General features: G+C 69.7%; 26 protein-coding genes and 1 pseudogene. 23 read left to right on the top strand and 4 right to left on the bottom strand.

Annotation, left to right across the window (positions count from 1 at the left end; genetic code table 11):
- Positions 1 to 17: 17 nt before the first annotated feature.
- The 6 genes from ACFWP7_RS23945 (at position 18) to ACFWP7_RS23920 (ending at position 6,945) form a co-directional block, all read left to right on the top strand.
- Positions 18 to 1,766 carry an ABC transporter substrate-binding protein gene (locus ACFWP7_RS23945; RefSeq protein ID WP_384384329.1) on the top strand — a complete coding sequence of 583 codons (1,749 nt, stop codon included), beginning with the start codon at positions 18 to 20 and terminating at the stop codon, positions 1,764 to 1,766.
- Positions 1,767 to 1,834: 68 nt separating this feature from the next.
- Positions 1,835 to 2,842 carry an ABC transporter permease gene (locus tag ACFWP7_RS23940; RefSeq protein WP_384384326.1) on the top strand — a complete coding sequence of 336 codons (1,008 nt, stop codon included), beginning with the start codon at positions 1,835 to 1,837 and terminating at the stop codon, positions 2,840 to 2,842.
- Positions 2,839 to 3,936: an ABC transporter ATP-binding protein gene (locus ACFWP7_RS23935; RefSeq protein WP_384384323.1), complete on the top strand. Its 1,098-nt coding sequence runs from the start codon at positions 2,839 to 2,841 to the stop codon at positions 3,934 to 3,936. The genes ACFWP7_RS23940 and ACFWP7_RS23935 overlap by 4 nt, the downstream gene beginning before the upstream one ends.
- Positions 3,933 to 5,243 carry an ABC transporter ATP-binding protein gene (locus ACFWP7_RS23930; RefSeq protein ID WP_384384320.1) on the top strand — a complete coding sequence of 437 codons (1,311 nt, stop codon included), beginning with the start codon at positions 3,933 to 3,935 and terminating at the stop codon, positions 5,241 to 5,243. Before ACFWP7_RS23935 ends, ACFWP7_RS23930 begins: the two co-directional genes overlap by 4 nt.
- 88 nt (positions 5,244 to 5,331) lie before the next feature.
- Positions 5,332 to 5,997, top strand: coding sequence for a trimeric intracellular cation channel family protein (locus tag ACFWP7_RS23925; protein WP_384384317.1), 666 nt, complete (start codon positions 5,332 to 5,334; stop codon positions 5,995 to 5,997).
- An 87-nt stretch (positions 5,998 to 6,084) separates the two neighbouring features.
- Positions 6,085 to 6,945: a thioesterase family protein gene (locus tag ACFWP7_RS23920; protein ID WP_384384313.1), complete on the top strand. Its 861-nt coding sequence runs from the start codon at positions 6,085 to 6,087 to the stop codon at positions 6,943 to 6,945.
- A 782-nt stretch (positions 6,946 to 7,727) separates the two neighbouring features.
- Here ACFWP7_RS23920 and ACFWP7_RS23915 read toward each other — a convergent pair.
- Positions 7,728 to 8,354, bottom strand: coding sequence for a TetR family transcriptional regulator (locus ACFWP7_RS23915; protein WP_384384310.1), 627 nt, complete (start codon positions 8,352 to 8,354; stop codon positions 7,728 to 7,730).
- 73 nt (positions 8,355 to 8,427) lie between these two features.
- Here ACFWP7_RS23915 and ACFWP7_RS23910 point away from each other — a divergent pair, with 73 nt between their 5' ends.
- The 3 genes from ACFWP7_RS23910 (at position 8,428) to ACFWP7_RS23900 (ending at position 10,255) form a co-directional block, all read left to right on the top strand.
- Positions 8,428 to 8,646, top strand: coding sequence for a hypothetical protein (locus ACFWP7_RS23910; protein WP_384384492.1), 219 nt, complete (start codon positions 8,428 to 8,430; stop codon positions 8,644 to 8,646).
- A 145-nt stretch (positions 8,647 to 8,791) separates the two neighbouring features.
- A complete protein-coding gene (locus ACFWP7_RS23905) occupies positions 8,792 to 9,004 on the top strand; it encodes a DUF4190 domain-containing protein (protein WP_384384480.1) in 213 nt (70 codons plus the stop codon).
- A gap of 81 nt (positions 9,005 to 9,085) precedes the next feature.
- Positions 9,086 to 10,255 (top strand): cysteine desulfurase family protein, encoded by a 1,170-nt coding sequence (locus ACFWP7_RS23900; protein ID WP_384384308.1) that lies wholly within the window; start codon positions 9,086 to 9,088, stop codon positions 10,253 to 10,255.
- Here ACFWP7_RS23900 and ACFWP7_RS23895 read toward each other — a convergent pair.
- Positions 10,248 to 10,982: an N-acetylmuramoyl-L-alanine amidase gene (locus ACFWP7_RS23895; RefSeq protein WP_384384305.1), complete on the bottom strand. Its 735-nt coding sequence runs from the start codon at positions 10,980 to 10,982 to the stop codon at positions 10,248 to 10,250. The two genes, ACFWP7_RS23900 and ACFWP7_RS23895, sit on opposite strands and share 8 nt — an antisense overlap.
- A gap of 60 nt (positions 10,983 to 11,042) precedes the next feature.
- On the opposite strand from ACFWP7_RS23895, the gene mnmA reads away from it, so the two are divergent.
- On the top strand, positions 11,043 to 12,170 hold the full coding sequence (mnmA, locus tag ACFWP7_RS23890) for a tRNA 2-thiouridine(34) synthase MnmA (RefSeq protein ID WP_384384302.1): 1,128 nt from the start codon (positions 11,043 to 11,045) through the stop codon (positions 12,168 to 12,170).
- A gap of 15 nt (positions 12,171 to 12,185) precedes the next feature.
- Here the strand turns inward: mnmA and ACFWP7_RS23885 are convergent, their stop codons facing one another.
- On the bottom strand, positions 12,186 to 12,977 hold the full coding sequence (locus ACFWP7_RS23885) for an alpha/beta fold hydrolase (RefSeq protein WP_384384298.1): 792 nt from the start codon (positions 12,975 to 12,977) through the stop codon (positions 12,186 to 12,188).
- A gap of 37 nt (positions 12,978 to 13,014) precedes the next feature.
- On the bottom strand, positions 13,015 to 13,338 hold the full coding sequence (locus tag ACFWP7_RS23880) for a DUF427 domain-containing protein (protein ID WP_384384296.1): 324 nt from the start codon (positions 13,336 to 13,338) through the stop codon (positions 13,015 to 13,017).
- A 50-nt stretch (positions 13,339 to 13,388) separates the two neighbouring features.
- Between ACFWP7_RS23880 and ACFWP7_RS23875 the strand changes: the two genes are divergently transcribed.
- The 13 genes and pseudogenes from ACFWP7_RS23875 (at position 13,389) to ACFWP7_RS23815 (ending at position 26,315) form a co-directional block, all read left to right on the top strand.
- Positions 13,389 to 13,928, top strand: a complete 540-nt coding sequence (locus ACFWP7_RS23875; RefSeq protein ID WP_384384293.1) for a TIGR00730 family Rossman fold protein — start codon at positions 13,389 to 13,391, stop codon at positions 13,926 to 13,928.
- Between the two features lie 16 nt (positions 13,929 to 13,944).
- Entirely contained in the window at positions 13,945 to 14,634 is a 690-nt protein-coding gene (locus ACFWP7_RS23870; RefSeq protein WP_384384290.1) for an SDR family oxidoreductase, read from the top strand.
- Between the two features lie 31 nt (positions 14,635 to 14,665).
- Entirely contained in the window at positions 14,666 to 15,673 is a 1,008-nt protein-coding gene (locus ACFWP7_RS23865) for a methionine synthase (protein ID WP_384384287.1), read from the top strand.
- 15 nt (positions 15,674 to 15,688) lie between these two features.
- Complete coding sequence (gene ligA / locus ACFWP7_RS23860) at positions 15,689 to 17,881, top strand: NAD-dependent DNA ligase LigA (RefSeq protein ID WP_384384284.1); 2,193 nt, start codon at positions 15,689 to 15,691, stop codon at positions 17,879 to 17,881.
- A gap of 261 nt (positions 17,882 to 18,142) precedes the next feature.
- Entirely contained in the window at positions 18,143 to 20,359 is a 2,217-nt protein-coding gene (locus tag ACFWP7_RS23855; protein ID WP_384384281.1) for a putative bifunctional diguanylate cyclase/phosphodiesterase, read from the top strand.
- A 361-nt stretch (positions 20,360 to 20,720) separates the two neighbouring features.
- Entirely contained in the window at positions 20,721 to 21,017 is a 297-nt protein-coding gene (gene gatC / locus ACFWP7_RS23850; RefSeq protein WP_015036350.1) for an Asp-tRNA(Asn)/Glu-tRNA(Gln) amidotransferase subunit GatC, read from the top strand.
- A 5-nt stretch (positions 21,018 to 21,022) separates the two neighbouring features.
- Positions 21,023 to 22,528: an Asp-tRNA(Asn)/Glu-tRNA(Gln) amidotransferase subunit GatA gene (gatA, locus tag ACFWP7_RS23845; RefSeq protein ID WP_384384278.1), complete on the top strand. Its 1,506-nt coding sequence runs from the start codon at positions 21,023 to 21,025 to the stop codon at positions 22,526 to 22,528.
- A 5-nt stretch (positions 22,529 to 22,533) separates the two neighbouring features.
- Positions 22,534 to 22,767, top strand: a complete 234-nt coding sequence (locus ACFWP7_RS23840) for a hypothetical protein (protein WP_384384477.1) — start codon at positions 22,534 to 22,536, stop codon at positions 22,765 to 22,767.
- Between the two features lie 16 nt (positions 22,768 to 22,783).
- Positions 22,784 to 24,301, top strand: coding sequence for an Asp-tRNA(Asn)/Glu-tRNA(Gln) amidotransferase subunit GatB (gene gatB, locus ACFWP7_RS23835; RefSeq protein ID WP_384384276.1), 1,518 nt, complete (start codon positions 22,784 to 22,786; stop codon positions 24,299 to 24,301).
- Between the two features lie 168 nt (positions 24,302 to 24,469).
- Positions 24,470 to 24,713, top strand: a pseudogene (locus ACFWP7_RS23830) (MMPL family transporter); the annotation flags it as partial.
- Entirely contained in the window at positions 24,691 to 25,257 is a 567-nt protein-coding gene (locus ACFWP7_RS23825; RefSeq protein ID WP_384384273.1) for a GNAT family N-acetyltransferase, read from the top strand. The pseudogene ACFWP7_RS23830 and the gene ACFWP7_RS23825, both read left to right, overlap by 23 nt.
- A gap of 64 nt (positions 25,258 to 25,321) precedes the next feature.
- Entirely contained in the window at positions 25,322 to 25,930 is a 609-nt protein-coding gene (locus ACFWP7_RS23820) for a hypothetical protein (protein WP_384384270.1), read from the top strand.
- 190 nt (positions 25,931 to 26,120) lie between these two features.
- Positions 26,121 to 26,315: a hypothetical protein gene (locus ACFWP7_RS23815; RefSeq protein WP_384384267.1), complete on the top strand. Its 195-nt coding sequence runs from the start codon at positions 26,121 to 26,123 to the stop codon at positions 26,313 to 26,315.
- The last annotated feature ends 34 nt before the right edge of the window (positions 26,316 to 26,349 follow it).

The raw sequence follows: 26,349 nt of genomic DNA, 5'->3' as shown, positions 1-26,349 counted from the left end.
GAGGGGACCCGAACATCATGCGAAGGTCAGCGCTGGCCGCAGTTGCGGCCATCGGCAGTGTGAGTCTGCTACTCGCAGGCTGCAGCAAGGCCGATGACAACACGAACGACGACACGAACTCAGCTGGGGCCAACGCAGCGACCAAGGACGTCGTCAACGCCTCCACCCAGAAGGGTGGGACGGTCACGTACGAGTACTCCGATGTCCCGGACTCGTTCGACCCGGGCAACACGTACTACGCGTACATGTACAACCTCAGCCGTCTGTACGCCCGCCCGCTGATGACCTTCAACCCCGCTCCGGGCGAAAAGGGCAACGAGCTGGTCCCGGACCTCGCCGCGAGCGCGGGCGTGCCGAGCGACGGCGGCAAGACCTGGACGTACAAGCTGCGCTCGGGCCTGAAGTACCAGGACGGCACGGCGATCACGTCGAAGGACGTGAAGTACGCCGTGGAGCGCTCCAACTTCGCGCGTGACGTGCTCTCCCTCGGCCCGAACTACTTCCAGCAGTTCCTCGAGGGCGGCGACGCCTACAAGGGTCCCTACAAGGACAAGAGCGCCGAGGGTCTGTCGTCGATCGAGACGCCGGACGACACCACGGTCGTCTTCCACCTGAACACCGCCTTCCAGGAGTTCGACTACCTGGTCGCCACGCCGCAGACGGCTCCGGTGCCGCAGGCCAAGGACACCGGCGTCGACTACGTCAAGAACATCGTGTCCTCGGGCTCGTACAAGTTCGAGAGCTACGAGGAGGGCAAGCAGGTCACCCTCGTCCGCAACGAGAACTGGGACGCGAAGACCGACCCGCTGCGCAAGCAGTACCCGGACAAGATCGTCGTCAAGCTGAAGGTCAACGCCGAGACGATCGACCAGGACGTCATGGCCGGTGACGCCATCGACCTGGGCGGTACGGGTGTCCAGGCCGCGACGCAGGCGAAGGTGGTCAACTCCGCCGACCTGAAGGCCAACACCGACAACACCTACGGTGGCCGTCTCGTCTACATGGCGATCAACACCAAGCTCGCGCCGTTCGACAACGTCGCCTGCCGCAAGGCCGTCGAGTACGCGATCGACAAGGTCTCGGTGCAGACCGCCGAGGGCGGCCCGATCCGCGGTGACATCGCCACCACCGTCCTCCCGCCGGACATCCCGGGCTACGAGAAGTCGGACATCTACGCCTCCGCCGGCAACAAGGGCGACGTGACCAAGGCCAAGGAGCAGCTGACGGCCTGCGGTAAGACGACGATCAACACGAACATCTCCGCGCGCAGCGACCGTCCGCAGGAGATCGACGCGGCCACCGCGATCATCAACTCGCTCAAGGCCGTCGGGATCAACGCCAGCCTGAAGCAGTACCCGTCGGGCAAGTACTTCACCGACAACGCGGGTGTCCCCGAGTTCGACAAGAAGAACAACATCGGTCTGATGATGATGCAGTGGGGTTCCGACTGGCCGTCCGGCTACGGCTTCCTGCAGCAGATCCTGAACGGTGACGCGATCGGCGAGTCCGGCAACACCAACCTCTCGCAGCTCGACAACGCGGACGTCGACGCGCTGCTGGTGAAGGCGATCGGCACGGAGGACAAGGCCGCACGTGACGCCTTGTACACCGAGGTCGACAAGAAGGCCATGGAGGAGGCGGCTCTCGTTCCGCTGACCTACTTCAAGGTCCTGCTGTACCGCCCGGCCAACTTCACCAACCTGGTCTCCACGGCGGCCTTCAGCGGTCAGTACGACTACCTCAACATCGGCACGACCAAGAAGTAGCCCCGGAAGGCAGGTGAAGGCATTGGTGCCCGCGGGCTTCGCAGCCCGTGGGCACCAGGCCGGTCCCCGTGATCTCGTACATCCTCCGTCGGACGGTCGCAGCGGTGATCCTGCTGCTGATCGTCACCGCGGTCACCTTCGGCATCTTCTTCGTGCTGCCGCGGTTCGCCGGTCAGACCGTCGACTCGTTGGCCCAGCAGTACATCGGGAAGAACCCGTCGGCGGCCGACATCGCCGCGGTCAAGCACAACCTCGGACTGGACCAGCCCCTCTACGTCCAGTTCTGGCACTTCATCAAGGGGATCGTGGTCGGAGCCACCTATGACCTCGGCCCCACCACGGCGCACTGCGACGCGCCCTGCTTCGGCTACTCCTTCAAGACCCACGTCGCGGTCTGGCCACAGCTCACCTCCCGCCTTCCAGTGACGATCTCGCTGGCCGTCGGAGCCGCCGTGCTCTGGCTGGTGTCCGGTGTCACGGCCGGTGTGGTCTCCGCACTCAAGCCGCGCTCGCTCCTCGACCGCACCTTCATGGGCATCGCCCTCGCCGGCGTCTCGCTGCCCATGTTCTTCACCGGCAACCTCGCGCTGCTGCTCTTCACCTTCCAGTGGCCGATCTTCGGCCGCACCTACGTCCCGTTCACCGAGAACCCCGCGCAGTGGGCCAACACCCTCTTCCCGGCGTGGTGCTCGCTCGCTCTCCTCTACTCCGCCATCTACGCGCGGCTCACGCGGTCCGGCATGCTGGAGACGATGAACGAGGACTACATCCGCACGGCACGCGCCAAGGGCCTGCGCGAGCGCAAGGTCGTGGTCCGGCACGGGCTGCGGGCCGCGCTGACACCGATCATCACCATCTTCGGCATGGACCTCGGTCTGCTGCTCGGCGGTGCGCTGATCACCGAGTACGTGTTCTCCCTGCACGGCATCGGTGAGTACGCGGTGAAGTCCATCCAGGACAACGACCTGCCCCCGATCCTCGGCGTGACCCTGCTCGCCGCCTTCTTCGTCGTGATCGCAAATCTTCTGGTGGACCTGCTCTACGCAGCCGCCGACCCGCGGGTGAGGCTCTCGTGACCGAACTGTCCAAGACCGGCGCCGCGGTAGGCGAACCCGTCACCGCGCGCTCCGACGCGCCGAGCGCCTTCCTCGAAGTACGCGACCTCAAGGTGCACTTCCCGACCGACGACGGCCTGGTCAAGTCCGTCGACGGGCTCAGCTTCTCGCTGGAGAAGGGCAAGACCCTTTCCATCGTGGGCGAGTCGGGCTCCGGGAAGTCCGTCACCTCGCTGGCGATCATGGGTCTGCACCGGTTGGGCGCGGGCGGCAAGAACGTCCGGATGTCCGGCGAGATCTGGCTTGACGGCAAGGAACTGGTCGGCGCCGACCCGGACGAGGTGCGCAAGCTCCGCGGCCGCGAGATGTCGATGATCTTCCAGGACCCGCTCTCCGCGATGCACCCGTACTACACGATCGGCAACCAGATCGTGGAGGCGTACCGCGTCCACCACAAGGTCAACAAGAAGACCGCGCGCAGGCGGGCCATCGAGATGCTCGACCGGGTCGGCATCCCCGAGCCCGGCAAGCGCGTCGACAGCTACCCGCACGAGTTCTCCGGCGGTATGCGCCAGCGCGCGATGATCGCCATGGCGCTCGTCAACAACCCCGAGCTGCTCATCGCGGACGAGCCGACGACCGCCCTGGACGTGACCGTCCAGGCGCAGATCCTCGACCTCATCCGCGATCTGCAGAAGGAGTTCGGCTCCGCCGTCGTCCTCATCACCCACGACCTGGGCGTGGTCGCCGAGATCGCCGACGACGTCCTGGTGATGTACGGCGGCCGGTGCGCGGAGCGCGGTCCGGTCGACACGATCTTCGAGCGGCCGCAGCACCCCTACACCTGGGGTCTGCTCGGCTCGATGCCGCGTATCGACCGGGAGACGTCCGAGCGGCTCATCCCCGTCAAGGGCCAGCCACCGAGCCTCATCAACATCCCCTCGGGCTGCGCCTTCCACCCGCGCTGCCCGTACGCCGACCTCCCCAAGGGCGATGTCACCCGTACCGTGCGCCCCGAACTGCAACTGGTCGGCAGCGGGCACTACTCCGCCTGTCACCTCTCGCCGGAGGACCGCACGCGGATCTGGACCGAAGAGATTGCGCCGAAGCTGTGAGTGAGACGAAGAAGACGGACGCCGTCGACGCGCCGGTGACCCCGCCGCAGGCCGCGGGTTCCGAGGACCGCGAGGTGCTGCTCAGGGTCCAGGGGCTGAAGAAGCACTTCCCCATCCGGAAGGGCTTCCTCCAGCGCCAGGTCGCGGCCGTCAAGGCGGTCGACGGCATCGACTTCGAGGTGCGCAAGGGCGAGACGCTGGGCGTGGTCGGCGAGTCCGGCTGCGGCAAGTCGACCATGGGCCGGGTCATCACCCGGCTCCAGGACCCGACCGCCGGCACCATCGAGTTCGAGGGCAAGGACATCACCCGGCTCGGCGCGGGAGGGATGCGCCCGCTGCGCCGGGACATCCAGATGATCTTCCAGGACCCGTACGGTTCGCTGAACCCGCGGCACACCATCGGCTCGATCGTCTCGGCGCCCTTCCGGCTCCAGGGCGTGGAGCCCGAGGGCGGTGTGAAGAAGGAGGTCCAGCGCCTTCTCGAGCTGGTGGGCCTGAGCCCCGAGCACTTCAACCGCTACCCGCACGAGTTCTCCGGCGGCCAGCGCCAGCGCATCGGCATCGCCCGCGCGCTCGCCCTGAAGCCGAAGCTGGTCGTGGCGGACGAGCCGGTCTCGGCCCTCGACGTGTCGATCCAGGCGCAGGTCGTGAACCTGATGGACGACCTGCAGACCGAGCTGGGCCTGACCTACGTGATCATCGCGCACGACCTCTCCGTCGTACGCCACGTCTCGGACCGCATCGCGGTGATGTACCTCGGCAAGATCGTCGAACTCGCCGACCGTACCTCGCTGTACGAGGCGCCGATGCACCCGTACACCAAGGCCCTGATGTCCGCGGTGCCGGTCCCGGACCCCAAGCGCCGGGGCACCAAGAGCGACCGCATCCTGCTCAAGGGCGACGTACCCTCGCCGATCTCGCCGCCGAGCGGCTGCCGCTTCCACACGCGGTGCTGGAAGGCCACGGAGATCTGCAGGACGACCGAGCCGCCGCTCGTGGAGCTGAAGCCCGGCCAGCAGGTGGCCTGCCACCACCCGGAGAACGCGGACGACCAGGCGCCGCAGGACACGGTGCTGCTGGCGGCGGCCAAGGTGGCCATCGAGACGGTCGAACTGGTGCCCGCGGTGGATGCCGCCGAGGTGTCGGGGGAGGCTCCGGCCGAGGTTTCGGCCGAGACCGAGATCGAGACCGAGACCGAGGCCGAGATCGAGGCCGAAGCTCCGGAGGAGGCTCCTTCCGAGACCTCCGAGCCGAGCGTCTCCAAGGAGTCCACAGACTCCAAGGACTCCAAGGACTCCAAGGACTAGGACAGTCCTAGGCGCCGCAGCACGGCCGAACCACCGCGGACGGGAGAGCGCACGCGCGCTCTCCCGTTCGCGTAGGTAAAAATGGCGGGTGCTCCAGGAACTGTTCACCCCCTCCGTCCAGCATGTCCTCGACCTCGTGGGGATCTTCGTCTTCGCGATCTCCGGCGCCCTGCTGGCCGTCCGCAAGAACTTCGACGTCTTCGGTATCGCCGTACTCGCCGAGGTCACCGCGCTGGGCGGGGGACTGTTCCGCGACCTGATCATCGGAGCCGTGCCCCCGGCCGCGTTCACCGACCTCGGCTACTTCAGCACCCCGCTGCTCGCCGCCCTGCTCGTCTTCTTCCTCCACCCGGAGGTGGAGCGGACCCAGGTAGCCGTCAACGTCTTCGACGCGGCCGGGCTCGGCCTCTTCTGCGTCGCGGGCACCACGAAGGCGTACGAGTACGGGCTCGGCCTGACCCAGTCCGCGGCCCTCGGCCTCGCCACGGCGGTCGGCGGCGGCGTACTGCGCGACGTCCTCGCCAACGAGGTGCCCTCGCTGCTGCGTTGGGACCGCGACCTGTACGCGGTACCGGCGATGGTCGGCGCCGCGATGGTCGTCGTGTGCATCCGCTACGACATGCTCACCACGTTCACCAGCGGGCTCGCGGTCGTCACCGCCTTTGTCCTGCGGCTGCTCGCGATGCGGTACCACTGGCGGGCGCCGCGCGCCTGGCACCGCCGTTCGACGGCGACCGAGCAGGAGGCTCCGTGATCCCTCTCCGACTCGCCAAGGGAGGACGTCATGCGAGCGAAACAGTAAAAGCTACCGCTTAGTAGCTACCTGTTGTAGCGTTCGGGCATGCCAGATGCAGTTTCGGTACCGGCCGTACGGGCCACGATCGGCGACAGCGAGTTCGACCGCGACACGGCGGTCACCCTCCGCGAACCCGGCGTCTACGACGTCGATCTGTCCGCCGGGTGGACGATCCTCAGCGCGGTCAACGGCGGCTATCTCCTTGCCGTCCTGGGCCGCGCCCTCGGGGACGCCCTGCCGCACCCCGACCCGTTCACGATCTCCGCGCACTACCTGACCGCGTCCCAGCCGGGACCGGCGGTCGTCCGCACGGAGGTCGCCCGCACCGGCCGGACCCTCTCCACCGGCCAGGCTTCCCTCTTCCAGTACGACGACGAGGGCCGCGAGGTCGAACGGATCCGCGTCCTCGCCTCGTACGGCGATCTCGACACCCTGCCCGAAGACGTCCGTACGACGGCGAAGCCACCCGCGATGCCGCCCATGGACCAGTGCTTCGGCCCCGAGGACGCACCCGCTCCGGTGCCCGACAGCTCGGCGATCGTCGACCGGCTGATGCTCAGGCTCGACCCGGCGACCCTGGGCTGGGCCCTCGGAGCGCCCTCCGGGAAGGGCGAGATGCGGTCCTGGTTCGGCCTGGCCGACGGCCGTGACCCGGACCCCCTCTCGCTGCTCCTCGCCGTCGACGCGCTGCCTCCGACCGCCTTCGAACTCGGCCTGTCCGGCTGGGTGCCGACCGTCGAGCTGACGGTGCACGTCCGCTCCCGCCCGGCCCCCGGCCCGCTCCGGGTGTCCATCACCACGCGTAACCTCGCCGGTGGCTTCCTGGAGGAGGACGCCGAGGTGTGGGACAGCGCGGACCGGCTGGTCGCGCAGTCCCGGCAGCTGGCACGGGCACGGATCAGCTGAACGGCCGGCTGCCCGGTCGGTCCGCCGCCCCGGCGTCGAACTCGTCGACGCCCGGGAAGTGTTGCGCGCCGGGCGGCAGGTGGCGGAGTCTTCGGCGATCCCGACGTCACGGTTTGGGAACAGCGCTCCCACCTGGACCTGTCTTCTTTCCCAGGGCTTCAAGTGATCCACAGGAAGCCATAGCTTCGGCACAGCGCGGTCCTACCTGGATCTGGTGCTCTGGCCCCCACTCATCCCGTACTCATCCGGTACTCATAAACCGGGCTCGGGACTTGACTGGGAGTAAGCCTCATGAACCGTCGTACACGACTCGTTCCCGCCGTCGCACTGCTCGCCCTGGCGCCGCTGCTGGCGGCCTGCGGCTCGGGCGACTCATCGTCCTCGAACAGTGGCACCACCGGTCAGACGGAATGTGCCCGGCCTTCGGGCATGCCGAGCGGCGGTCCGTCCGGGCGGCCCAGTGGGGCGGCGGCGTCCGACAGGCCTTCCGGCTTTCCGTCCGGGATGCCCTCGGGCGGGACTCGCTCGGGCCGGCCGTCCGGTATGCCGGGCGGTGGCGGTGGAGGCGGCTGTGGTGGCTTCGGCGGCGGGGGTGGGCAGGGGACTCAGGCGCAGCCGACGGGCTGACGGTTTCCGTCCCTTCGGTCTGACGGCTCGGCGAGCGACGGTTACCGGCTATTTGTCGGTCTGACGGCTTTGGGGGTGACGTACCCGGCGAACGGGGGCGTCACCCCAGCCAGTTGGGGCGGAGGTGTTCATCCCGGCCGGTTGTGGCGAGGCGTTCAGCCCAGCCAGTTGCGGCGGCCGATGCTGATCAGCCGCATCTGGCGGGCCGCCACGCGAGCCACCCGGTCCCGCTCCTCCTCCGAGGCCTCCAGGGCCTCCAGGAGGAGCGACGCCGTCATCAGCATCTGGTCGACGTACAGGCCCGCGAGCATCAGCAGGTCGTCGTCGCTCCACCCCGCCGACTCGGGCTGCTTGGCCAGTTCGGTCTTCACTTCCTCCGCGAACCGGGCCAGTTGCTCGCGGATCTCCTCCCGCACCGGCTGTACACCGCCGTGCCGCTCGCGCGCGATGAAGCGGACGTGCGCGGGGTGGGTCGCCACGTGGTGGGCGATCAGATCGACGGCGCGCGTGATGCGTTCGTCGCTGTCGTCGGCCGCGGACACGGTCTCCCCGATCATCGGGTGCAGGCTGCCCAGCGCCTCCTCGACCAGCGCCACTCCGAGATCCGCCGTCGAGCGGAAGTGCCGGTAGAAGGCGGTCGGAGCGACACCGACGGCACGGGTGACCTCGCGCAGGCCCAGGCTGCTCAGACTCTGCTCCTCCAGCAGCCCCAACGCCGCGTCCAGGAGGGCCTGTCGGGTCTTCTGCTTCTGCGCCTGGCGGATGCCGAGGGTGTGACTCATGCCATGCAGTTAACAACTGTTCTCCGTGATTGGAAAGCCGGGTGACGCGCTAGACTCAAGAGTCAGTGAACAAGTGTTACTACATCCGTTCACTGAGTCGTCGGACTTCCACGAGAGGCATCTCATGCTGTTCCTCGTCGCCGCCCTCCTGCTGATGGGCGTGATCATGGGCTCCGTGGCCCATGCGCCGGTACCCGTCAGCCTCGTCGCCGCCCTTGTCATCGGCATCTGGCTGGCCGTCTTCGCGGTACGCGAGCGGAACGCCCGCCGGCGCCACCCCTCTACCAACTGACCGCGCCACACCTCCACCAACTGAACGTTGGGAGCGGACTCACACCATGGAACTCACCGAACGTACTGAGCGCGTCGACCGCGAGGTACGTGCCGAGCCCACCGTCGCGCCGAAGGGCAGGACCGCCGGGCGGGACGCCGACGGTATGGCCGTAGCCTCCTTCATCCTCGGCCTCGTCGGCCTCCTGGTCCTCAACGTCTTCCTTGGCCCCATCGCCGTCGTCCTCGCGTCGATCGCCCTGTACCGCGGCACCGCCCGCCGGGGCCGCGCGTTCCTGGGACTCGGCCTGGGCGTCGCTGACCTGGTCCTGCTGGTGGCACTCATGCAGTTCGACAGCACGGTGTCCTGGAGCTTCTAGGGCGCGATTCGACCCCCGGTGGCGGCTGCGCCGGGTGGGGGCGGAGGCAGCGGGGGGTGGGCCCGTAGAATCGGGGCCACCATGGCTTACCTCGACCACGCCGCGACCACCCCGATGCTTCCCGAGGCGGTTGAGGCACTGACCGCCCAACTGAGCGTCACGGGCAACGCCTCCTCCCTCCATGCCGCCGGCCGCCGCGCCAGACGTACCGTCGAGGAAGCCCGCGAGACCCTGGCGGACGCCCTCGCCGCACGCCCCAGCGAGGTGGTCTTCACCTCCGGCGGCACCGAGGCCGACAACCTCGCGGTGAAGGGCCTGTACTGGGCCCGCCGCGACGCCGACCCCGCCCGCACCCGCATTCTCGCGAGCCCCGTCGAACACCACGCAGTGCTCGACGCCGTGCACTGGCTCGGCGAACACGAGGGCGCCACCGTCGAGTACCTCCCGGTGGACCCGTACGGCCGTGTGCACCCGGACGCCCTGCGCGAGGCCATCGCCCGCGACCCCGACGACGTCGCCCTCGCCACGGTCATGTGGGCCAACAACGAGATCGGCACCGTCATGCCGGTCCGCGAACTGGCCGACGCCGCCGCCGAGTTCGGCATCCCGCTGCACGCCGACGCCGTGCAGGCCTTCGGCCAGATCCCGGTCGACTTCGGCGCTTCGGGCCTGGCCGCCATGACGGTGTCCGGCCACAAGATCGGCGGTCCCTATGGCATCGGCGCGCTGCTCCTTGGCCGCGAGTACAGCCCCGTACCCGTCCTGCACGGCGGCGGTCAGGAACGCCACGTCCGGTCCGGCACCCTCGACGTGCCCGCGATCGCGTCGTTCGCCGTCGCCGGGCGGCTCGCCGCCGAGCAGCACGAGTGGTTCGCCCGGGAGATCGGCGCCCTGCGCGACGACCTGGTCGAGGCCGTACGCAAGGCCGTGCCCGACGCGATCCTCGGCGGCGATCCGGCCGACGGGGGTCGGCTGCCGGCCAACGCGCACTTCACCTTCCCCGGCTGCGAAGGCGACTCCCTGCTCCTCCTCCTGGACGCGCAGGGCATCGAGTGCTCCACCGGCTCCGCGTGCACGGCGGGCGTGGCCCAGCCGAGCCACGTCCTCCTCGCCACCGGCATCGACCCCGACCTGGCCCGCGGCACCCTCCGCTTCTCCCTCGGCCACACCTCCACGGAGGCGGACGTCCAGGCGGTGGCCCGCGCGATCGGACCGGCGGTGGAACGGGCGCGCTCGGCGGGGCTCAGCTAGCGGACGCCTCGCCCGTCCCGGCCGCCTGGGTCTGTTCCTGGGCGGTCAGTGCCTGCTGTACGAGCGGTACGTACCGGTCCCAGTCCCAGTGCGGACCCGGGTCCGTGTGATCCGTGCCCGGCACCTCGACGTGCCCGATGACGTGCTCCCGGTCGACGGGGATGTCGTACCGCCCGCATATCCGGGCCGTCAGCCGAGCCGAGGCCTCGTACATCGCGTCCGTGAAATCCTGCGGGCGGTCCACGAAGCCCTCATGCTCGATGCCGACGCTCCGCTCGTTGTACTCCCGGTTCCCCGCGTGGTACGCCACGTCCAGCTCGCGGATCATCTGGGTGATGCGGCCGTCCTGGCCGACGACGTAGTGCGCGGCAGCGCCGTGTCCCGGGTCCTGGAAGACCTTCACCGCGCTGTCGAAGCTGCCCTGGGTGACGTGGATGATCACCCGGTCTATCCCGTAGTCGTCGGGCCGGTCCGCCCGCCGCCAGTTCGCCGACGATGCCGCCACCCACCGGGCGCCCGCGAAGTCGACCTCGCCCTCCTTGCGCGGCTTCTCCACGCTCGGCAGCCGCCACCACAGACGCGCGAGCTCGTCCCGCGCCAGCAAGACGCTCCCGACGGCCGCCGCCGCGCCGCCGATGAGCAGCGCCCGGCGCCCGATCCGCCGGTCGCCGTCCCTGCCCCGGTGTCCCTTTGCCCGGGCCTCTCCGCCCGCCTTTTTCTCCCCCATGCGATCTTCAACGGATACTCGCGGGCTTCGGTTCCCACGGCCCCGTACCCTGGAGGGGTTATGACTGAGACCTCGCAGCGCCCCCGCACCCTTCGCGTACTCGCCGCCATGTCGGGTGGCGTGGACTCCGCCGTGGCCGCCGCCCGCGCGGCGGAAGCCGGCCACGACGTGACGGGCGTGCACCTCGCGCTCTCCGCCAACCCGCAATCGTTCCGCACGGGCGCGCGTGGCTGTTGCACCATCGAGGACTCGCGCGACGCCCGCCGTGCCGCCGATGTCATCGGCATCCCCTTCTACGTGTGGGACCTCGCCGAGCGCTTCCGCGAGGACGTGGTCGAGGACTTCGTCGCCGAGTACGAGGCGGGGCGCACCCCGAACCCGTGCCTGCGCTGCAACGAGAAGATCAAGTTCGCCGCGCTGCTCGACAAGGCGCTCGCGCTCGGCTTCGACGCGGTCTGCACGGGCCACTACGCGAAGGTGATCGTCGGCGCGGACGGCACGCGTGAGCTGCACCGCGCCTCCGACATGGCCAAGGACCAGTCGTACGTCCTCGGGGTGCTCGACGACCGCCAGCTCGCGCACGCACTCTTCCCGCTCGGGGACACCCTCACCACGAAGGACGAGATCCGCGCGGAGGCCGAGCGCCGGGGCCTCGCCGTCGCCAAGAAGCCGGACTCCCACGACATCTGCTTCATCGCCGACGGCGACACCCAGGGCTTCCTGGCGAACCGTCTCGGCAAGGCGGAGGGCGACATCGTCGACGAGTCCGGCACGAAGCTGGGCACCCATGAGGGCGCGTACGGCTACACGATCGGCCAGCGCAAGGGTCTCCGCATCGGCACCCCGGCCCCCGACGGCAAGCCGCGCTACGTCCTGGACATCTCGCCCGTCGACAACAGGGTGACGGTCGGCCCGGCGGCCGCCCTGGACGTGAACGGCCTGACCGCCATCAAGCCCCGCTGGTGCGGCACCGCCCCGACAGGCCCCGGCACCTACACGGCCCAACTCCGCGCCCACGGCGGCGAGACGACGGTCTCCGCGGAACTCGTCGACGGCACCCTCGAAGTCACCTTCACCGAGCCGGTCCGCGGGGTCGCCCCCGGCCAGGCGGTCGTCCTGTACGACGGCACGCGCGTGGTGGGCTCGGCGACGATCGCGACGACCACGCGCGCGACGGCGGCTGTCTAGCACCGTCCGACCGCCTCAACGCCTACCGGAGCCCCCGAAGAACTCCGCCAGAACCGGCGCCAGCACCTGGGGATCCACCATGTGGGTCTGGCCGTCCAGCGTGCGGTACGACCCGTCGGGCGCCGCGTCCGCCACGGCGCGTGCCGCCTCCCGCAGCCACTCGGGGCTCGCCCCGCCCCCGACGGCCAGCACCGGGACCGTGAGCGAGGCCAGCCGGTCCCGGGGGACCAGGCCGTCGCCCATCGCGGCGTTGTCGTACGCCAGGGTGGGTGCGATCGCCTCCATGTCCGGCCACCCGGGGGAGCGGCGGGCGCCCGCGATCATCTCCCGCGGCGTACCGGCGAGTTCCATGAACAGCTCGACAGCGTCTCCCCGCCGCCCCTGGCCGAGCAGCTCGGTCAGCCGCTCGGTGTACTCCAGGCGCTCCTTGCCGCCCCCTTCGTATACGGCGAACGGCGTCTCGTAGACGACGACTTGGCTGACGGGCAACCCACTCGCCGCGGCCTCCAGGGCCAGCGCGCCGCCCGATGAGATGCCGTAAAGCGCCGCGTGGCCGCCTGACGCCTCGATCAGCGCCGCGATGTCCTCGACCTCGCGGGCCACCGCGAAGGGGGCCGTGTCGCCGCTCTCGCCCCGGCCCCGGCGGTCGTAGGTGAGGGCGCCGAAACGGTCCGAGAGGGCCGCCGCCAGGGGCGCCAGTGTGGCGCCCGTGCACAGGGCTCCACCGACCAGAACAACCGTCGGGCCGTCACCGTGGCGTTCGTACGCGATAGGGGTTCCGTCGAGGGAAAGGGTCTTCTTGTCCATGCCGTGGAGACTGGCAGAAGACCCGGAACTCATCGGCTCAGAACACTTCCACTTCGTAGAAGCACAGGTGGTCCTTGATCTGGGTGACTTCGGGGTTGGGGTCGGGGTACGCCCAGACCAGGTCGGCCGCGTCGGGGAGGGACCAGTAGGACGCGGTGCCCTTGAAGGGGCAGAACGTGTGGGTCGGGGAAGCCGCCAACAGATCGAGGCGGACATCCTCCGGGGGGATGTAGTAGCGCACGGGACAGCCCGTCTCGCGCAGCAACAGGGGGCGGTCGCTCTCCGCCAGGATCTGGTCGCCGTGCACGACGCGTACGCGCTCCGTGCCCTGCTCGATGGTGATCGTGTGTCCTTCAGCCATACCTGGAGAGCACCGGCAGGCCCGGAGTTCTTCCCCCGTACCGTGGACGCATGAATATCTGCGTCTTCCTCTCCGCCGCCGACCTCGACGACCGCTACACGCGCCCCGCGCGCGAGTTCGCCGAACTGCTCGGCAAGGGCGGCCACACGCTGGTGTGGGGCGGCTCTGACGTCGGTCTCATGAAGGTGGTCGCCGACGGAGTGCAGGAGGCGGGCGGGCGGCTGCTGGGTGTATCCGTGGACTTCCTGGCGGACATGGTCCGGCCGAACGCCGACGAGATGGTCATCGCCCGTGACCTGGCCGAGCGCAAGGCGCTGCTGCTTGAGAAGGCCGACGCCGTGGTGATCATGGTCGGAGGGACGGGGACGCTGGACGAGGCCACCGAGATCCTGGAGCTGAAGAAGCACGGGAAGACACAGAAGCCGGTGGTGCTGCTCAACACGGCGGGCTTCTACGACGGCCTCAAGGAGCAGTTCCGGCGCATGGAGGACGAGGGTTTCCTGCCGGTTCCCCTCACTGATCTGGTGTTCTTCGCCGAGGAGGCCGTGGGCGCCCTGGCCTACCTGGAGGAGAGCCAGGGCCAGCAGTGATGCGAGCATGGCGGGCATGGCTACCCATGTGATCACCGGGGCGGGCTCCGGAATCGGCGCGGCCGTCGCTCGCCGCCTCCACGCGCGCGGGGACGACATCGTGCTGCACGCGCGCGACGCGGGCCGCGCGAAGGAACTCGCCGCCCAGTACGCCGGAGCGAGGACCCTGGTCGGTGACCTCGCGGATCCGGACAAGCTGTCCTGGGCGTTCTCGCACCAGACGCTGCCCGACCGGATCGACTCGCTGCTGCACATCGCGGGCGTCGTCGACCTCGGCCCGGTCGGCGAGCTGACCCCCAGGTCCTGGCACCACCAGCTCAACGTCAACCTGATCGCCCCCGCGGAGCTGACCCGCCACTTCCTGCCCCAACTGCGCCTGTCCCACGGGCACGTGCTGTTCGTCAACTCCGGCGCCGGCCTCAACGCCCACGCCGACTGGTCCGCGTACGCCGCCTCCAAGCACGGCCTGAAGGCCCTCGCGGACTCCCTGCGCCACGAGGAGCACGGCAACGGCGTCCGCGTCACCTCCGTCTACCCCGGCCGCACCGCGGGCCCCATGCAGGTCAAGGTCCACCAGCAGGAGGGCAAGGAGTACGACGCCTCGAAGTGGATCGACCCCGAGTCCGTCGCGACGACGATCCTGATGGCCCTCGACCTGCCGAGCGACGCGGAGGTCAGCAACCTGACGGTACGACCGGGCCGCTGACCTCGCGAGAACCATTCCGTAGGCTTCCCGCGTGAGCGAAAACAGCAGGTTCAGGTTCGGTCCCGCAACCGGGATCGGATCCATGCCCGGAGGGGACGCGCGGGAAGCCGCGAAGACCGTCACCGGGTCCGTCGATGAATTCCCGTTTCTGCCCGAGTTGCCCGCGCGGGGGCCCGGCGCCGACATGATCGGGCGGACCGCCGGGATGCTTGTCGAGCTGTACGCGCGCGTGGAGCCCAGCGGGTGGCGGCTCGGTGACCGGCCGGGGCGGGACACCAGAAGGGCACGGTCGTGGCTGGGGGAGGACCTCGACGCGATCGAGGAGTTCCTGGAGGGGTTCGAAGGGCCGCTGAAGGTGCAGGCGGTGGGGCCCTGGACGCTGGCCGCCGCGCTGGAGCTGAGGAACGGCGAGGTGGCGCTGTCCGACCTCGGCGCCTGCCGGGATCTCGCCGGTTCGCTCGCCGAGGGACTGCGCGTCCACCTCGAAGACGTGCAGCGGCGCATTCCCGGAGCACAGCTCGTCCTCCAGCTCGACGAACCTTCCCTCATCGCCGTACTGCGCGGGCATGTGAGGAGCGCGAGCGGCTACCGGACCCACCGGGCCGTGGATCGGCAGCTGATCGAGGCGACCCTGCGGGACGTCATCGGGGTGCACGGCGAAGGCCCGGTCGTGGTGCACTCGTGCGCACCCGACGTGCCGTTCGCACTGCTGCACAGGGCCGGCGCCGCGGCTGTCTCCTTCGACTTCTCACTCCTCACCGAGCGTGACGACGACGTGATCGGGGAAGCAGTGGAAGGCGGGACGCGACTCCTCGCCGGTGTCGTCCCCGGCGTGGACGGTCCATTGTCGGACCCTGCCGGTAGCGTCATGGGTGTCAGGACGCTGTGGCGCAGGCTGGGGCTGCAACCGGGACTTCTCGCGGAGGCGGTCACGGTCACTCCGTCGTGCGGGCTCGCGGGGGCTTCCCCCGACCATGCGCGCAGGGCGCTCGCCCACTGCGTCCGGGCGGCGAGATCCCTCGCGGACAACCCTGAGTAACGGGAGGACAACACGGTGGCCGGCGAAAAGCACGCAGAGCCCACATCGGTACCCGCCGAGGCGCGGGAGAAGCACGCGCTGCTCGCCGAGCAGATCGAGGAGCACCGCTTCCGGTACTACGTGAGGGACCAACCGGTCATCAGTGACGCGGACTTCGACAAACTCCTGCGCTCCGTGGAGGCCCTGGAGGACGAGTACCCCGAGCTGCGCACACCCGACTCCCCGACCCAGAAAGTCGCGGGCGCGTACGAGACCGAGTTCACGTCCGTACAGCACCGCGAGCGCATGCTGTCGCTCGACAACGCCTTCGACGACCTGGAGCTCGCGGCCTGGGCCGAGCGCGTCGCCAGAGACGTGGGCACCACCGACTACCACCTCCTGTGCGAGCTGAAGGTCGACGGCCTCGCGGTCAACCTCACGTACGAGCGCGGCCGCCTCACGCGCGCGGCGACCCGCGGCGACGGCCGGACGGGCGAGGACATCACGCCCAACGTCCGTACGATCGCGGAGATCCCGGACCGGCTGAAGGGCGACCGCGTCCCGGACCTCGTGGAGATCCGCGGCGAGGTCTACTTCCCGATGGAGAAGTTCGAGGAGCTCAACGCCCGTCTGGTGGAGGCCGGTGACAAGCCCTTCGCCAACCCGCGCAACGCGGCGGCGGGTTCGCTGCGCCAGAAGGACCCGCGCGTCACCGCGAGCCGCCCGCTGCACATGGTGGTGCACGGCATCGGCGCCCGCGAGGGCTTCGACATCGATCGGCTCTCCCAGGCCTACGAGCTGCTCCACGAGTGGGGCCTGCCGACCACGCCGTACGCGAAGGTGGTCGACGACCTCGACGGCGTAAGGGAGTTCATCGCGTACTACGGGGAGAACCGCCACTCCGTGCAGCACGAGATCGACGGCGTGGTCGTCAAGCTCGACGAGATCCGCCTGCAGGGCCGTCTCGGCTCCACGGCCCGCGCCCCGCGCTGGGCGATCGCCTGGAAGTACGCGCCCGAGGAGGTCAACACCAAGCTGATCAACATCCGGGTGGGCGTGGGACGTACGGGCCGTGTCACGCCGTACGCGCAGGTCGAACCGGTCACGGTGGCCGGCTCCGAGGTCGAGTTCGCGACCCTGCACAACCAGGACGTGGTCAGGGCCAAGGGCGTCCTCATCGGGGACACGGTGGTGCTGCGCAAGGCCGGTGACGTCATCCCGGAGATCCTCGGGCCGGTGGTCGACCTGCGCGACGGCAGCGAGCGGGAGTTCGTGATGCCCGCCGAGTGCCCGGAGTGCGGGACGCCGCTGCGCCCGATGAAGGAAGGCGACATCGACCTGCGCTGCCCGAACGCCCGCACCTGCCCGGCCCAGTTGCGGGAGCGGCTCTTCTATCTGGCGGGCCGCAAGGCACTGGACATCGACCACTTCGGGTACGTCGCCGCCGCGGCGCTCACCAAGCCGCTGGAGCCCGCGGAGCCGCCGCTCATGGACGAGGGCGACCTCTTCGACCTCACCATCGAGCGGCTGCTGCCCATCAAGGCGTACGTCCTCGACCAGGACAGCGGACTGCCCAAGCGCGACCCGAAGACGGGCGAGGAGAAGATCGCCACGGTCTTCGCCAACCAGCAGGGCGAGCCGAAGAAGAACGCGATCGCCATGCTGGACACCATCGCAGCGGCCAAGGAGCGCCCGCTCGCCCGTGTGCTGACGGGGCTGTCGATCCGTCATGTCGGGCCGGTCGCGGCCGAGGCGCTGGCCCGCGAGTTCCGCTCGATCGACCGGATCGAGGCGGCCACCGAGGAGGAGCTCGCCGCCACCGAGGGCGTCGGCGCCATCATCGCCACCTCCCTGAAGCAGTGGTTCGCGGAGGACTGGCATCGCGAGATCCTGCGCAAGTGGCGGGCGGCCGGGGTCCGTATGGAGGAGGAGAGCTCCGGCGAGGACGAGGGGCCGCGTCCGCTCGAAGGGCTCATCGTTGTGGTCACCGGAACGCTCGAACACCACACGCGGGATGGCGCGAAAGAGGCCCTCCAGAGCCGTGGAGCGAAAGTGACCGGTTCTGTTTCAAAGAAGACATCTTTCGTCGTTGTGGGAGACAATCCCGGTTCCAAGTACGACAAGGCCATGCAGCTGAAAGTTCCGGTTCTGAACGAGGACGGCTTCGCCGTCCTGCTCGAACAGGGATCGGACGCGGCAGCGGAAGTCGCACTTCCGATCGAGCAGTAGCGGTTGAAGGCCACCCGTTCGGCGCATATCAGATGCATACGGGTGGCCGGGTCGCATTCGGGCAACCGTCTACGACCGCTGCCCGTGGAAGCCTTCTGCGGCCTACTGTTGAGATGTGCGCCTGCCGTGCCCAGCTGCGGTTGGGGCATCTCCTGCTCCTCGGGAGTTCGGGGATTGGTTTTCAGACGCGGCGGCCGTGGCCAGTTGTCTTCGGGCCCGGGCCGCGTGGCGTGGGCACCGCCGGCTGTGAGAGGGACGGGAATGGAACCGACCGAGAGCGCCGCCCCTGACTCACGGCTGCGCCGGATGGCCGGCACATGGCTCGGGGGCGGCCGCGGGGCAGCGCCGACCTCGGAGCGCCCCGGCGTCCCGCCCCGCACGGCCGGCGGCGGCGCCGGGGTCGGCGGTCTCGCTCCAGGCCCCGGCATGGCCGGGCACGAGCCCGAACGGCCCATAACCTGGCCCGCGCTGCCCGCGGCGGCCATCGCGGCCTCCGCGTTCGTCCTGGGTGCCGGTTTCTTCCGGGCGTTCAGCGACGACCACGCGCTCTTCCCCTCCGGTGCCGTCGGCTGGTCGCTCGCCCTGCTGACCGGCATCATCGTCGGCCACCTCGTCGCCCTCGGCCGCTCCCGCCGGTGGGGCGGCACGGGCTCCGGCGCCGCCCTCACCCTCGCGGTCCTGCTGCTGTACGGCTGGGTGCCCGCCGGAATGGTCAGCCTGACCGTCGTCGTCCTGGTCGGCATCGCGCGCCGCAACCGGTGGCGCCAGGGCATCCTGCACGGCGCGGTCGACATCCTCGGCATCGGGGCCGGGGCGCTGGTCCTGGCCGCCTGGGGGCGGTTCCCGTCCGTCGAGACGCCCTGGAGCCCGGAGAGCTGGACCGTCTCCGCCGTACCCGAAGTGGTCCTGGTCGCCGCCGCGTATCTCGTGGCCACCCGGACCCTGCTCTGGTACGTCCACGCGCCGCGTACCGGCGGCCTGCCGACCGTCGCGCGTACGGCCCTGGTCAGACAGGGGCTCGTCGCGGTCGCGCTGCTCGGCATCACGCCGCTGATCTGCGTGGTCGCGATCGCGCAGCCGATGCTGCTGCCGCTGTTCTCGATCCCGCTGATCGCTCTCGACTCCACGCTGTGGATCGCCCGTGCGCGGGCGGAGGAGCAGTTGCGTGACCCGCTGACCGGGTTGCCCAACCGGCAGTGGCTACTTGAACGTACGTGGACGGCACTGGACGAAGCCGAACGCATCGGTGCGCGTTCCGCCCTGATGCTGATCGACCTCGACCGTTTCCGGTCGGTGAATGACACGCTCGGGCATCTCGCCGGAGACCGGCTGCTCCTTCAGATAGCCGATCGGCTGCGGCTCAACCTGCCGCGCGGGGCGGAGGCCGCGCGGCTGGGCGGCGACGAGTTCGCCGTGCTGCTGCCCATCGCCGACTCCACGACCTCGGCCACGCGGGTCGCCCGCAATCTCGTCGCCGCGCTCGGTTCGTCCCTCGACCTGGACGGGCTCTCGCTCGTCCTGGAGGCCAGCGCCGGGCTCGCCGTCTTCCCCGACCACGCGCTCGACGCCGAGGGTTTGCTCCGGCGGGCGGACGTCGCCATGTACCAGGCGAAGCGCGACCGGACGGGGGTGGAGGTGTACGAGTCCAAGCGGGACTCGAACACCCCGGACCGGCTGGGGCTGCTGGGGGATCTGCGCCGGGCCCTGGATGCCGGGGACGTCGAGCTGCACTACCAGCCGAAGGTCCGGTTCGACGGTCAGGTCGCCGGACTTGAGGCACTCGTACGGTGGGTGCACCCCGAGCGGGGGAGGGTGGCGCCGGACGAGTTCATCGCCATCGCCGAGTCGTCCGGGCTGATGCCGCACCTCACGGAGTACGTCCTGGAGACGGCACTCGCGCAGGTCGCACGCTGGCGGGCGCAGGGGCTGTACGTGCCGGTCGCGGTGAACGTCTCACCGCGCGACGTCCACACCCCCGGGTTCGCGGGCTCGGTGGCGGCGCGGCTCGCCCGGCACGGGGTTCCCGCGGGGTCGCTCCAGCTGGAGATTACGGAGCATGTGCTCCTTGAGGATCCGCAGCGGGCCGCGGACACCCTGGCTGCGCTGACCGCGCACGGGGTGAAGATGTCGCTGGACGACTTCGGTACCGGGTACTCCTCGCTCGTTCATCTGCGCCGACTGCCGGTCAGCGAGCTGAAGATCGACCGGTCCTTCGTCGCGCGGCTCGCCGTGGACAACGAGGACGCGGAGATCGTGCGCTGCACCATCGATCTCGCGCACTCGCTCGGACTGCTCGTCGTCGCCGAGGGTGTGGAGGACGACGAGACGTGGGAGCGGTTGCGCGATCTCGGGTGTGACGCGGTGCAGGGGTGGCTGGTCGCCGCGGCGATGCCTCCGGAGGACACCACGGCGTGGCTGCTGGCCCGCGGGTCGCGTGGGTGGCAGCGGCCGCGGGCGGCGTTGCCGGCGGCGGAGTAGTCCCGCAGGCCTGGTGGGAGGCGGTTCTCCCGCCCGCGCACCGTCCGTGACGGTCACTCGACAAGTGGGCCTCTCCTGTGGGGGTTGAGCGCCGTCGGCGTCAGCCGGTAAAGGAGTGGGTCTGTCAGGGGCGCGGGGAACTGCGCGCCCAGCCACGTACTGCCCGCAGCTTGTGGACGATGTCCCCGAACAGACTGCCGCCGACGGCTCGTAACCCCCACCGGAGAGCCCCACTTGTCGAGTGAGGGTCACGGGCGGGCGCGGGTGGGCGAGCCCCCCGGAGAAACCCGGGCGCAGGCACCGTCCCCCGACCCATAGGATTGGGCCAAACCACACACACTCACCCCCAGAGGAACGTCGCATGCCTGGCATCACGCGCGAGGAGGTCGCCCACCTCGCACGGCTGGCGCGTCTGGAGCTGAAGGGCGAAGAGCTCGATCACTTCGCCGGCCAGCTCGACGACATCATCGGCGCGGTCGCCCGCGTCAGCGAGGTCGCCGACCAAGACGTACCGCCGACCTCACATCCGCTGCCGCTGACGAACGTCATGCGCGCGGACGAGGTCCGTCCGTCGCTCACCCCCGAGCAGGCGCTCTCCGGCGCCCCGGCCCAGGAGCAGCAGCGTTTCAAGGTGCCGCAGATCCTGGGGGAGGACTAATCACCATGACGGACACCAACGTCAACATCATCAGGCTGACGGCAGCGGAGACCGCTGCCAAGATCGCGTCCGGCGAACTCACCGCCGTCGAGGTCACCGAGGCACACCTCGCGCGGATCGAGGCCGTCGACGAGAAGGTGCACGCCTTCCTGTACGTCGACCGGGAGGGTGCGCTCGCCCAGGCTCGCGCCGTCGACGGGAAGCGGGAGCGCGGCGAGAAGCTCGGCCCGCTGGCCGGCGTACCGCTCGCGCTCAAGGACATCTTCACCACCGAGGGCATCCCGACCACCGTCGGGTCGAAGATCCTCGAAGGATGGATTCCGCCGTACGACGCGACCGTCACCAAGAGGCTGAAGGCCGCCGACGTCGTCATCCTCGGCAAGACCAACATGGACGAGTTCGCCATGGGGTCCAGCACCGAGAACAGCGCGTACGGGCCCACCGGCAACCCCTGGGACCTGAGCAGGATCCCCGGCGGCTCCGGCGGCGGTTCGAGCGCCGCGCTCGCCTCCTTCCAGGCCCCCCTCGCCATCGGCACGGACACCGGCGGCTCGATCCGCCAGCCCGCGGCCGTCACCGGCACGGTCGGCGTCAAGCCCACATACGGCGGCGTCTCCCGCTACGGCATGGTGGCGTTCTCGTCCTCCCTCGACCAGGGCGGCCCCTGCGCCCGTACGGTCCTGGACGCGGCCCTCCTCCACGAGGTCATCGCCGGGCACGACCCGCTCGACTCGACCTCCGTCGACGCCCCGGTCCCGCCGGTCGTCGAGGCCGCGCGCAACGGCTCCGTCGCCGGAATGCGCGTCGGCGTCGTCAAGCAGTTCGCGGGCGAGGGCTACCAGGCCGGAGTCGTCCAGCGTTTCAACGAGTCCGTCGCCCTCCTCAAGGAGCTGGGCGCCGAGATCGTCGAGCTGGACTGCCCGTCCTTCGACCTGGCGCTCTCCGCGTACTACCTGATCGCGCCGTCCGAGTGTTCCTCGAACCTCGCCCGCTTCGACGCCATGCGCTACGGCCTGCGCGTCGGCGACGACGGCACGCACTCCGCCGAGCAGGTCACCGCCCTCACCCGTGAGGAGGGCTTCGGCGACGAGGTCAAGCGCCGCATCATGCTCGGCACGTACGCCCTGTCCAGCGGCTACTACGACGCGTACTACGGCAGCGCCCAGAAGGTCCGTACGCTCATCACGCGCGACTTCGAGAAGGCGTTCGAGCAGGTCGACGTGATCGTGTCGCCCACGACGCCGACCACCGCCTTCCCGATCGGCGAGCGCGCCGACGACCCGATGGCGATGTACCTCGCGGACCTCTGCACCATCCCGACCAACATGGCGGGCAACGCCGCCATGTCGCTGCCCTGCGGTCTCGCGCCGGAGGACAACCTTCCGGTCGGCCTGCAGATCATCGCCCCCGCGATGAAGGACGACCGGCTGTACAAGGTCGGCGCCGCCGTCGAGGCCGCCTTCGTGGAAAGGTGGGGTCACCCGCTGATCGAGGAGGCTCCGTCACTGTGAGTGCCATGGCAAAGAAGGCCAAGAACTTCAAGAAGTCCAAGACGGGCGTGTACGTGTCGCTCGCCAGCACCGCCTTCGGTGCGCTCAGCGTCGCCAAGCAGGCCAGGCTCGCCCGCGAGGACGGCGACTTCCTGCGGCTCGTCGACGCCGCCGTATCCGCCGCCGCCATCGTCACCGGCCTCGCCATCCTCTACCGGGAGCTCAAGCGCCTGGGCGACGACGACGTCCTGCTGGGCTGAGAGGGAAGTTTTCACCGTGACCACCACGACCGACGAACTGGTGTCGTACGAGGACGCCCTGGCGACGTACGACCCCGTCATGGGCCTCGAAGTCCATGTCGAACTCGGCACCAAGACCAAGATGTTCTGCGGGTGTTCCACCGAACTGGGCGCCGCGCCCAACTCGCAGACCTGCCCGACCTGCCTCGGCATGCCCGGCGCGCTCCCGGTCGTCAACGCGATCGGCATCGAATCCGCCATCAAGATCGGCCTCGCGCTGCACTGCGAGATCGCCGAATGGTGCCGCTTCGCCCGGAAGAACTACTTCTATCCGGACATGCCGAAGAACTTCCAGACCTCCCAGTACGACGAGCCGATCGCCTTCAACGGCTATCTGGACGTCCAGATGGAGGACGGCGAGGTCTTCCGCGTGGAGATCGAGCGCGCCCACATGGAGGAGGACACCGGTAAGTCGCTGCACGTCGGCGGCGCCACCGGCCGTATCCACGGCGCCTCGCACTCGCTGCTCGACTACAACCGCGCCGGCATCCCGCTCATCGAGATCGTCACCAAGCCGATCGAGGGCGCGGGCGAGCGCGCTCCCGAGGTCGCCAAGGCGTACGTCGCCGAGCTGCGCGAGCTCATCAAGGCACTCGGTGTCTCCGAGGCCCGCATGGAGCAGGGCCAGATGCGCTGCGACGTGAACCTGTCGCTGCGCCCGTACGGCCGGGAGAAGTTCGGCACCCGGAGTGAGACCAAGAACGTCAACTCCCTTCGCTCCGTGGAGCGTGCGGCCCGCTTCGAGATCCAGCGGCATGCCGCCGTACTCAACGCCGGCGGCACGATCATCCAGGAGACCCGCCACTTCCACGAGGACACCGGGTCCACCACCTCGGGCCGCGTGAAGGAGGAGGCCGAGGACTACCGGTACTTCCCGGAGCCCGACCTCGTCCCCATCGCGCCGTCCCGTGAGTGGGTCGAGGAGCTGCGCGCCGGTCTGCCCGAGCAGCCGCTGGCCCGCCGCAACCGGCTGCGTGAGGAGTGGGGCGTCGGCGCCCACGACATGCAGTCGATCCTCAACGCCGGTGCCATCGACCTGATCGTCGCCACCACCGAGGAGGGCGCCGACTCGGCGTCCGCCCGCAAGTGGTGGATGGGCGAACTGGCGCGCAGCGCCAACGAGTCGGGCAAGGCCCTTGAGGACCTGCCCATCACCCCGGCGCAGGTCGCCCGCGTCACCGCCCTGGTGGCCGAGGGCTCCCTCAACGACAAGCTGGCCCGCCAGGTCATCGAAGGCGTACTCGCGGGAGAAGGCACCCCGGACGAGGTCGTCGACAAGCGCGGTCTGAAGGTCGTCTCCGACGAGGGCGCGCTGACCGCCGCCGTCGACGAGGCCATTGCCGGCAACCCGGGCATCGCCGACAAGATCCGCGGCGGCAAGCTCCAGGCCGTCGGCGCGCTGGTCGGCGCGGTCATGAAGGCCACCCGTGGCCAGGCCGACGCGGCCCGCGTCAAGGAACTGATCCTGGAGAGGCTGGGCGTCAGCGAGGGCTGAGGTCCACGTTTTCCTACGCCCTGGGGGGATGCATCGATTCCGATGCGTCCCCCCAGGTGCGTCACGGCGCCCCGGGCGAGGGAGTCCCCGGGAATGTCCTGTGAGCTGGGTCGCACTCCTGTGAACCAGCCCACGAATGCGATGAACGATCACTTCGTGATCATGATCTCTGTCCTCCTCGCCTCTGTCCTCCTCGCCTCTGTGCTCGGCGGCGGCCGCGTCATCGCGATGTTCGGCGGCGCCAACTGGTGGCTGCTGCCCCGCGGGGCTCGGCGAGCGTCTGCCGTGCATCGGCATCGAGCCGCCCGAGCGCCGCGCCGCCCATGAGAGGCTGGCCGGCGCGGCGGACGCAGAGGTGGCGGACGTACTGGAGAAGGAGCGGCGGCAGGATGTACGCGATATCCCTGGGTGACGACGGTGCGGAACTGCGGCCCCTGGAGCCCTGGCACGCCGAGGAGCTCCTGGCGCACATGGAGCGGGGACGCGAGTTCATCGGCCGGCACATCGCGCTGCCCGACGTGGTGAAGGGCCTCCCGTCGACGCGGGCCTTCCTCCAGACGTACGCCGACAAGCGCGCCGCCGACGAAGGCCATCTGTACGGGATCTGGCTGGAGGGGAAGCTCGTCGGCGGGCTGCTCTTCAGGATCTTCGACACCGCGCAGGGGACCTGCGAGGCCGGGTGCTGGCTGGAACCGGCGGCCGCCGGGCGCGGACTCGTCACCCGCGGGGTGCGGATCATCATCGACTGGGCGATCCAGGAGCGCGGCATGCACCGTGTCGAGTGGATCGCCTCACCCGCGAACGAACCGAGCCTGAACGTGGCACGGCGGCTGGGCATGACGCGGGAGGGCGTACTTCGCGAAAGCTACCTTTACCGGGGCGTACGGAGCGACATGGAGGTCTGGTCGGTGCTCGCTCCCGAGTGGCGGGCGGCACGCGCGCGTCACGGTCGATAACGATCGACTTCCATTCCCGCGAACATTAAGAGACCTCTCAGACAGCATCCGTACGGTGCGAGGTATGGGAACCAAGACTGTTGACGAGGCCGGGGTCGAGACCGGCGCCGAGGCGAAGAGTGAAGAGGAGAAGGTGGACGTCACCAAGAGCGACGCCGCCGAGGCCGACAAGGCCACGGACACCGAGGGGGAGGCCACGGCCGGCACCCCGGACGAGGACGAGGACGGGTACGACGACGAGGAGCAGGCCGAGGCGGTCGCCGACAAGGTCCCCTCAGGGGTCGGCCTGGGTGCCGCCGCTGTGGTCTCGGCCGCACTGGGTGTCGTCTCGCTGACCGGCGGCTGGGTCGCTACCGTCGCCCAGGCGCGCGACTCGCTCTGGGGACAGCTGGAGACCGCGTCTACCGCCACCGTCAACGCGCAGGTCGAGCAGGTCTACGGCAACTCGTGGAACGCGAGCGCGCTGGTCGCGGGCATCTTCGCGCTGGTGGCTCTGATCGTCGGCGTCGTCGTGCTGGTCCGGCCGGCGTTCGGGGACCCCGACCGGGTGGTGCAGGCCCCGTGGGTCAAGTCCGTCGCCTGGGCGGGCGTCTCGCTCGCGCTCATCGGCCTGCTGCTCGCCGTGCTGAAGTACACCGACCTCCTGCTGTCCACGCCGACGGTGAGCAGCTGATCACTGGTCGAGCCGTCCGAGCTCTCCCTGAGGGGCCTTAGGCCCGCCCTACGTCACGTACGGCGGCTCTAAGGCCCTTCGTGCGCTCAAGATGCGGAACTCTCCCGATGTGGCGCACCCACCTTGGAGACGAAGGTTGAGGCATCGCAACAAGCGAAGTCCGAAACCGACTCTTCACCAGGGGTACGAGATGTTCGAGTACGAGCTCCAGCAGATCCGTTCCGCAGATCTGATCCGCGAGGCCCAGACCCACCGACTGGTTCGCGAGGCCCTCCGCGGCCGCCGTGCCGCCCGCCGCGCCGCGCGCGAGTCGGCACAGAACGACCCGGAGGGGCAGGCGCAAAGCCGCCGCCATCGTCGGCACCGGTTCGCCCGCGTCGCGTGAATGCCGCCGGCGGGGCACGGGAGGACGGCCGCAC

It is taken from the genome of Streptomyces sp. NPDC058470, from assembly GCF_042721055.1.
In the GTDB taxonomy this organism is placed as follows: domain Bacteria; phylum Actinomycetota; class Actinomycetes; order Streptomycetales; family Streptomycetaceae; genus Streptomyces.
The sequence above is the reverse complement of the archived record's forward strand: the minus strand, read 5'-3'. Positions and strand labels throughout refer to the sequence as shown.